Origin of the sequence: Winogradskyella sp. SYSU M77433, assembly GCF_029911945.1 — a bacterium.
Lineage (GTDB): Bacteria > Bacteroidota > Bacteroidia > Flavobacteriales > Flavobacteriaceae > Winogradskyella.
The window spans coordinates 1-5,988 of record NZ_JARYTG010000013.1 but is presented as its reverse complement, the minus strand read 5'-3'; the positions used below and the strand labels follow the sequence as shown (position 1 = coordinate 5,988).

10 protein-coding genes are annotated in these 5,988 nt (G+C 31.5%); 2 read left to right on the top strand and 8 right to left on the bottom strand.

Annotation, left to right across the window (positions count from 1 at the left end; translation table 11 throughout):
* Positions 1–226: 226 nt before the first annotated feature.
* The 5 genes from QGM60_RS17950 to QGM60_RS17930 all read right to left on the bottom strand — a co-directional run bounded on the left by QGM60_RS17950 (position 227) and on the right by QGM60_RS17930 (position 3,438).
* Positions 227–742 (bottom strand): hypothetical protein, encoded by a 516-nt coding sequence (locus QGM60_RS17950; protein ID WP_281141623.1) that lies wholly within the window; start codon positions 740–742, stop codon positions 227–229.
* A 149-nt stretch (positions 743–891) separates the two neighbouring features.
* Entirely contained in the window at positions 892–1,338 is a 447-nt protein-coding gene (locus tag QGM60_RS17945; protein ID WP_281141622.1) for a hypothetical protein, read from the bottom strand.
* Between the two features lie 3 nt (positions 1,339–1,341).
* Positions 1,342–1,704 carry a hypothetical protein gene (locus QGM60_RS17940; protein WP_281141621.1) on the bottom strand — a complete coding sequence of 121 codons (363 nt, stop codon included), beginning with the start codon at positions 1,702–1,704 and terminating at the stop codon, positions 1,342–1,344.
* A gap of 158 nt (positions 1,705–1,862) precedes the next feature.
* Entirely contained in the window at positions 1,863–2,600 is a 738-nt protein-coding gene (locus tag QGM60_RS17935; protein WP_116496959.1) for a PmeII family type II restriction endonuclease, read from the bottom strand.
* On the bottom strand, positions 2,560–3,438 hold the full coding sequence (locus QGM60_RS17930) for a site-specific DNA-methyltransferase (RefSeq protein ID WP_281141620.1): 879 nt from the start codon (positions 3,436–3,438) through the stop codon (positions 2,560–2,562). The genes QGM60_RS17935 and QGM60_RS17930 overlap by 41 nt, the downstream gene beginning before the upstream one ends.
* A gap of 252 nt (positions 3,439–3,690) precedes the next feature.
* On the opposite strand from QGM60_RS17930, the gene QGM60_RS17925 reads away from it, so the two are divergent.
* Together QGM60_RS17925 and QGM60_RS17920 are read left to right on the top strand one after the other, a co-directional pair.
* Positions 3,691–4,086 (top strand): hypothetical protein, encoded by a 396-nt coding sequence (locus QGM60_RS17925; protein WP_281141619.1) that lies wholly within the window; start codon positions 3,691–3,693, stop codon positions 4,084–4,086.
* A 12-nt stretch (positions 4,087–4,098) separates the two neighbouring features.
* The gene (locus tag QGM60_RS17920) at positions 4,099–4,347 is read left to right on the top strand and encodes a type II toxin-antitoxin system HicA family toxin (RefSeq protein WP_281141618.1); all 249 of its coding nucleotides are present in this window, start codon (positions 4,099–4,101) and stop codon (positions 4,345–4,347) included.
* A gap of 140 nt (positions 4,348–4,487) precedes the next feature.
* Here the strand turns inward: QGM60_RS17920 and QGM60_RS17915 are convergent, their stop codons facing one another.
* The 3 genes from QGM60_RS17915 to QGM60_RS17905 form a co-directional block, all read right to left on the bottom strand.
* A complete protein-coding gene (locus QGM60_RS17915; protein ID WP_281141617.1) occupies positions 4,488–5,129 on the bottom strand; it encodes a hypothetical protein in 642 nt (213 codons plus the stop codon).
* Positions 5,129–5,350, bottom strand: coding sequence for a DUF6140 family protein (locus QGM60_RS17910; RefSeq protein ID WP_281141616.1), 222 nt, complete (start codon positions 5,348–5,350; stop codon positions 5,129–5,131). The genes QGM60_RS17915 and QGM60_RS17910 overlap by 1 nt, the downstream gene beginning before the upstream one ends.
* A gap of 175 nt (positions 5,351–5,525) precedes the next feature.
* On the bottom strand, positions 5,526–5,891 hold the full coding sequence (locus tag QGM60_RS17905) for a hypothetical protein (RefSeq protein WP_281141615.1): 366 nt from the start codon (positions 5,889–5,891) through the stop codon (positions 5,526–5,528).
* Positions 5,892–5,988: the final 97 nt, after the last annotated feature.

Here is a 5,988-nt window from a genome sequence, read left to right as displayed (position 1 = left end):
GATGATTTTGATTGTTGTTCCATATGTTGACTAATTTTAAATGATTTTTTAGTCAACCTATTTCAGGACGATGCCTTCAGTTAAATGTTTGCCAACGGTTTCGTATAACCGTCAGTTACGGGATTAAAGTTAATGTTTTTCGGTTTAGCACAGACGTTAGCAATTCCGAGTGGATTCGGACGTAGTCGAATCCGCCGTAATTGCGGTTATACATTGTTGGCAATAGTTATTTTTCCAGTTCGTTTTCAAGTTCTTTCAGTAATATTTTATTCCTTTTTTTGGAATATTCTCCAATTGCAATTCCATTTTCAATGTCGACAGTCAAATAATCAGTCCAACAAGAGAAGAAATCATAATCATTTTGTTTTCCAAGTTCAGAATCTTTTTCTATTCGAGTTGGTGCAATTAAATAATATTTTCCAATTTCAAATTCCGCAATATAAGGTCTACATTGAGCTCCGTCGTCTCCCCAAATTTTGATTCGTTTTCGTGATTCGGTACCTTTATACTTTTTTATGATTTCAACTGTCATAGAAAAAGGCATTTTTCCTTCATAACCAATTATTTCTTCGTTAAGAAAGTCAGAGTATTCTATTACTTTCACAAGAGCAACGAATTCCATTCCGTTTGCTACTCCGCTAAAAGAACAATCTCCTTCGCATTCACATTCACAAGCAAATGAGCTGAATGAAATCAACATTATTGTCAGAAGTAATATTTTCTTTAGGAATAGGTTTTTCATAATTATTGCCAACGTTCTTGTGTATGGTTAGTTGCGTGTTTAAGCAACTAATTTAGTAAACAAAAACGAACGCGAGAAAATTCCGAAGGAATTTTCCAAATAGGCAACGACCAAAGCAATTAATTATACACGGTGTTGGCAACTGGCTTTTATTCGGTTGGCATATCTCCTTCGCCAGATGGTACTATTACAAATCCATATTCAACATCATCAGGAACATTATATTTCTCCCAATATTCGCCTCCAATTCCAGCTAATTCACCTTTTTTATCATCGACCTCAAGTCCAGTATCTCCGAAATAGATTTTAGGTCCAATGTCAAACAAAAGGGAATCTGTATCAACAAATTCGAATACTTTCTCATCATTCGGTTTCAAGGCAAATTTATCTTTAATACTTACAGTTTTGTCAGTTTCATTCCTCAAAAAGATTTTATATGTTACTCCTGTTTTTTCATATTCGGCTGGGATTATATATGTTTCATCTCCTTTTTCAATGATTTCATTTCCGTGTTTATCTAGATATCTATTCTCGTTTTTGCAACCAAATAAAAATGATAGAATTCCCATAGTCAGTATTATAGTTTTTATTTTCATTTTTTAGTTTGTGGTCAATTGGTTTTTAGTCAATTTTGTAATCCAAATAAGATTAGTTATTCCAATTCCAATAATTCCAAAAGTTGCTACAAATTGAATTGGTGATTCCTTTCCAATCGCAAGCAATATCATAATTAGAATAGGAATGATTGCAATTCCGATTTTTAAAATCAGATTTTGAGTTTTCAATTCCGAAAATCGAAGTAAGTATCCATTTAGAGTTGCTAAAATTAATGCAGGAATTGGATATATAATTAACAAAAAGAAAATCTCTCCATATTGTGTGTTTTCATAAAATAATGGTCCGATAAAAATTCCGATTAAACAGAATAGAAATCCAATTATTATTATCGTTCGACGTTCCATTTGAGTGATTTTAGCTTGTTGCCAACGGTCTCGGCTATGAGTAGTTGCGTGGTTTAGCACTTAACTTTGCAAGTACACACCAAACTGAAAATCCGCGAGGATTTTCAGAAGTAGGCGAGAACAAGCAATTACTTATAGCCATTGTTGGGCACAGTATTTTATTTCTTTTTTCCAGAGTTAAATTCGACCAATTTTATCCAATCGATTTCTCCGTTTGATTTACAAAAGTCTTTAATGAAATCTCTCGTAAATTTATTAATCATATTCGAGTATGATTCCATAAATTCATCATTTCTTTCTTTAGATTTGTGTCCAAGCGGTTCAATTATTTCAGTATATAAGTCAGAATTTCCAGAAACAAATTCCCAAAATTCCTGTCCGCAATATTTGAAATAATCTCCTTTGTCTGGTCGATTGTCAATTCCATAACAACAACCATTTATTGAAACAACCATTAGATTGGAATTACTGGTTCTTAATGTTCGTTGAGCTGTTTTAAAATCGGATTTCATTTTAGAAATTTGACTACTGTTTCCCCAATTTGGGCCAGATTTTATATTAACAATGTAACGAGCGTTGTCTTTATCAAATTCTAAATCGATATTTGGAATTCCAGATTTCCAACCACCATATACTTTTTGATTAATAAAAATAGCAAGACCTTCTAACCAATCACCAAATATTGTTTCTTCACCAGACGAAATATATGCATCTGCAATTCCTTGTACGATTTCGTTTGCTGTTAATAAGTGTTTTGCTTTAAATAAATAAGGATTTTTCTTTTTTAGAACGGTTTTTAATTTGAGTTTATTTAGTCGTTCAATTCTTTTTTGATGAAATGTTCCTATGTTTTCTTCAACGTACTGCGTGACGTCCGTTAAGTTCAGTTGATTCATATTCGTCTTCTGGTTCTAATAATATTAATTTGGTTGGTTCTAATTGTTCTTTAACCATATTGTAATACTCTGGCAAGATTTCAATTCCAATCGAATTTCTGTTCATTCTCTGTGCTACAAAATTTGTTGTTCCTGAACCCATAAATGGGTCTAAAACAACATCTTCTTGTTCGGTAAATAGTTTGATGAACCATTCAGGTAAAGACTCTGGAAAAGCTGCACTATGATTTTTATTATTACATTCAGTTGCTAAATGTAATACGTTAGTTGGATATGCCATTTTTCTATCAACCCAATTAGATATATTTTTTCCAAAACCACTACCAACTTTAGATTCATCTCTTTTTTTGTCGGTTTCACTCAAGTTTTTAAGTCTTGTTTTTGCCCAATCTCCCATAGGTACCATAACTTCTTCTTGGTACATATTAAATTTTTTATCTTTATTGAACTGCAAAAGTCTTTCCCAAGAATCTCTGAATCTATTCGGCCATTTTCCTGGAAAAGCATTTTTTTTATGCCAAATAAATTCCTCTGTCCATAACCAACCTTGTTTTTTCATTGCCAAAATCAATTCCATTACATAAGTGCTTCTTTCTCCTTTGACAACTTTTTCCTTTATGTTTAGGACAAATGTTCCTGTTGGCTTCAAAACTCTGAATAGTTCTTCTGAAATCGGTAGAAACCAATCAACATATTTATCTGGATGAATTCCACCATAAGTAGATTTTCTTTGGTCAGCATAAGGTGGTGAAGTAAATATTAAGTCAACCGAATTATCAGGTAATTTTTTTAAGATTTTTTTACTATCTCCAAGTTTTATGTCAGTCCTAATTTCCATTTATAAAATCTTCTTTTTTGTTTAAAAACAAATATCGTAAATTTAATCGACAATTTCCGGTTCAGCCAATATTGTGCCCAACGGTCTTGTATATGAAAAGTAGCGTGTAAAGAAACACATACTTTTTCGACTAAAATAGAGTTATTAAAGAAGCAATGCAAATAAAATTTGGCACAGATTTAGCTATTTTTTATATACGTTGTTGGCAATAGTTATTTATATTTACATATATTTGATTCCGATTTAGAAATTATGGCAGAATATCTTTTTCAAGGTGGTTATAAAAATAAGGTTGGCGAAGTAAAAGTCAATTTATTACTTATTCACTTCAAAGATGAAGGTGGTATTAACTTTATATACTCTCCACATTTAGATTTAACAGGTTACGGAAACAATTTAAGAGATGCAAAAAAGTCTTTTGAAATTGTTTTTGAGGACTTTGTTGATTATACTCTAAAAAAGAAAACTTTAGGAAAAATTCTTACGAATCTTGGTTGGGAATTGAAAGGAACATTAAAGAGACCTAAAAAAGTATTAGCACCAAGTATCACTTCGGTTATTGGTAATAATGATTATGTTTCGGAAATTTTTGATAAATATCCTGTAAAAACTTTTCATCAAGAAGTCGGTATTCCAGCGTTTGCTTAAAATTCAATTCGGATGTCCACTAAAAAGTTATCTAACATACCTTTAAAGGACTTTCGTAAATTTTTATCAAGTCAAGGATTAAATATAATCAAAAGCACAAAAGGTCGTGGTGGACACGAAAAATGGTCGAAATCAGGAATGGACAGACCAATAACTATTCAAACTCACATTGACCCAGTTCCAGAGTTTATCGTAAAACAAGTACTTCGACATTTAGATATGGATAGAAACGAGTTTTTCAAACAGATGTTGAAGCTCTAATTATTGCCAACGAGTTAGTGTATGATTTCGTTACGTGTTTAAGCAACTAATTTAGCAAATACAAACCGAATAGAAAATCCGCGAGGATTTTCGTAAGTAAGCCTTTACTAGCAATGAATTATACACATTGTTGGCAATAGTTATTTTTCATTAATGTATTTCAAAATTTCAGGTCGAAAATAGTTACTTGAAAATCCAGAACTTGGGTGTTTAATACAAAACATTAATGGATTGTTATCAGTTCGTAATTTGTGAATATTATGATTATTGTTAAATGTTGTTTTTTCATAAACATCATTTTCAAATCGATGCCAAATATTTTTCCACAAAGTGTATCCAAGAACTACGATTAAATCGGGTTTTAGTAATTTAATACTGTCTAAAGTCGGTTGAAACGACTTTTCCCAATCTTCTTTTATAGGTCTTACCCTTGGTTTGTCTCCTACTGAACCTTGAACATAATTAAAGTAAGCAACAGAATGCCAAAAGTCAACCTTATTTTCATTTGTTGCAGGTTTTTCATTGAATGCTTTAAATATATTCGTATGAAAGGCTTTTTTGTAAAACTTTCCATTTTCTCCAGTTGCTTCTCCAATTTTTTGTTGAATTGATAATCTTGTCAAATTTTCGTTGAACCAAGCATCTTTGTCAGTTCCATAATGTGATTCTCCTAGGATTAGTATTTTTTTATTAAATATTCCACCATTTTCATAATTGTTTCCAATCCAAGGAAAACAAGTTAATCCAATATCTTTAAAGTCTTTTTTTTGGGAATCAGTCATTAGCTTATCTTCTTAAGTTCAAGATAAGAAGAGGATAGCTTTCCAGCTCTTTTAATATCTACTCCATAAATTCTCATAAAAGCATCAACAACTTCTTTTCCGCCATTTGTCGATATTGGGTTATATGCTGTTCTTGTGGTAACTTGAACAGACATTCCTTTCTCTAATCTAATTCCATTTGTTGTAGAAGAACTCTTAACTGTAATTTTGTATAATGCCATAATTTAATTTATTGTTTCTTGGTTTGTTTAATTATTGCCAACGGGTTTGGCTATGATTTCGTTGCGGAAAAATCCGTAGGATTCTTTCCGTCATAGCCGAAAGATAGCAAATTGCAATGAAATTCCGAAAGGAATTTCAGCCGCAATGGATTATAGCCGTTGTTGTATGCAGTTTTTATATTTCAATCAGTTGTTCAATTTCTTTTTTGTTAGTTATTTCATTAAACCACAAAATGTTTGATATATATTTTTTACTCAATTCAAATTCAAATTGTTTGTTTCTATCAAGTTGTTCAACTCGTACAGAGATTATCGAAATTCGGTCGTTTTCAGAGTCAGGTCGATATGAAAGAGCGAAAAAATAGCGATAAGGCGCAAATCCAGTATTTTCGAAGGGTCGAAATTCCAATATTCTTTTCAGTCGAGCATAATCAGATTTTTCAATTCCGAATCGTAGGTTTAGTTTCTCTCCACTTATTGTATGTCGAATAAGAGAAGAATAAATATTATCCGCTTTAGAAACGTCTAATAATTCAATCATATTTTTGTGATTATCTCTCATTTTTGTCTTGTCCTGAAATAGGTTGACCATTTTTGGATGTATTTTAAATGGTTAAAAATTCCAGCTTGTTATTATT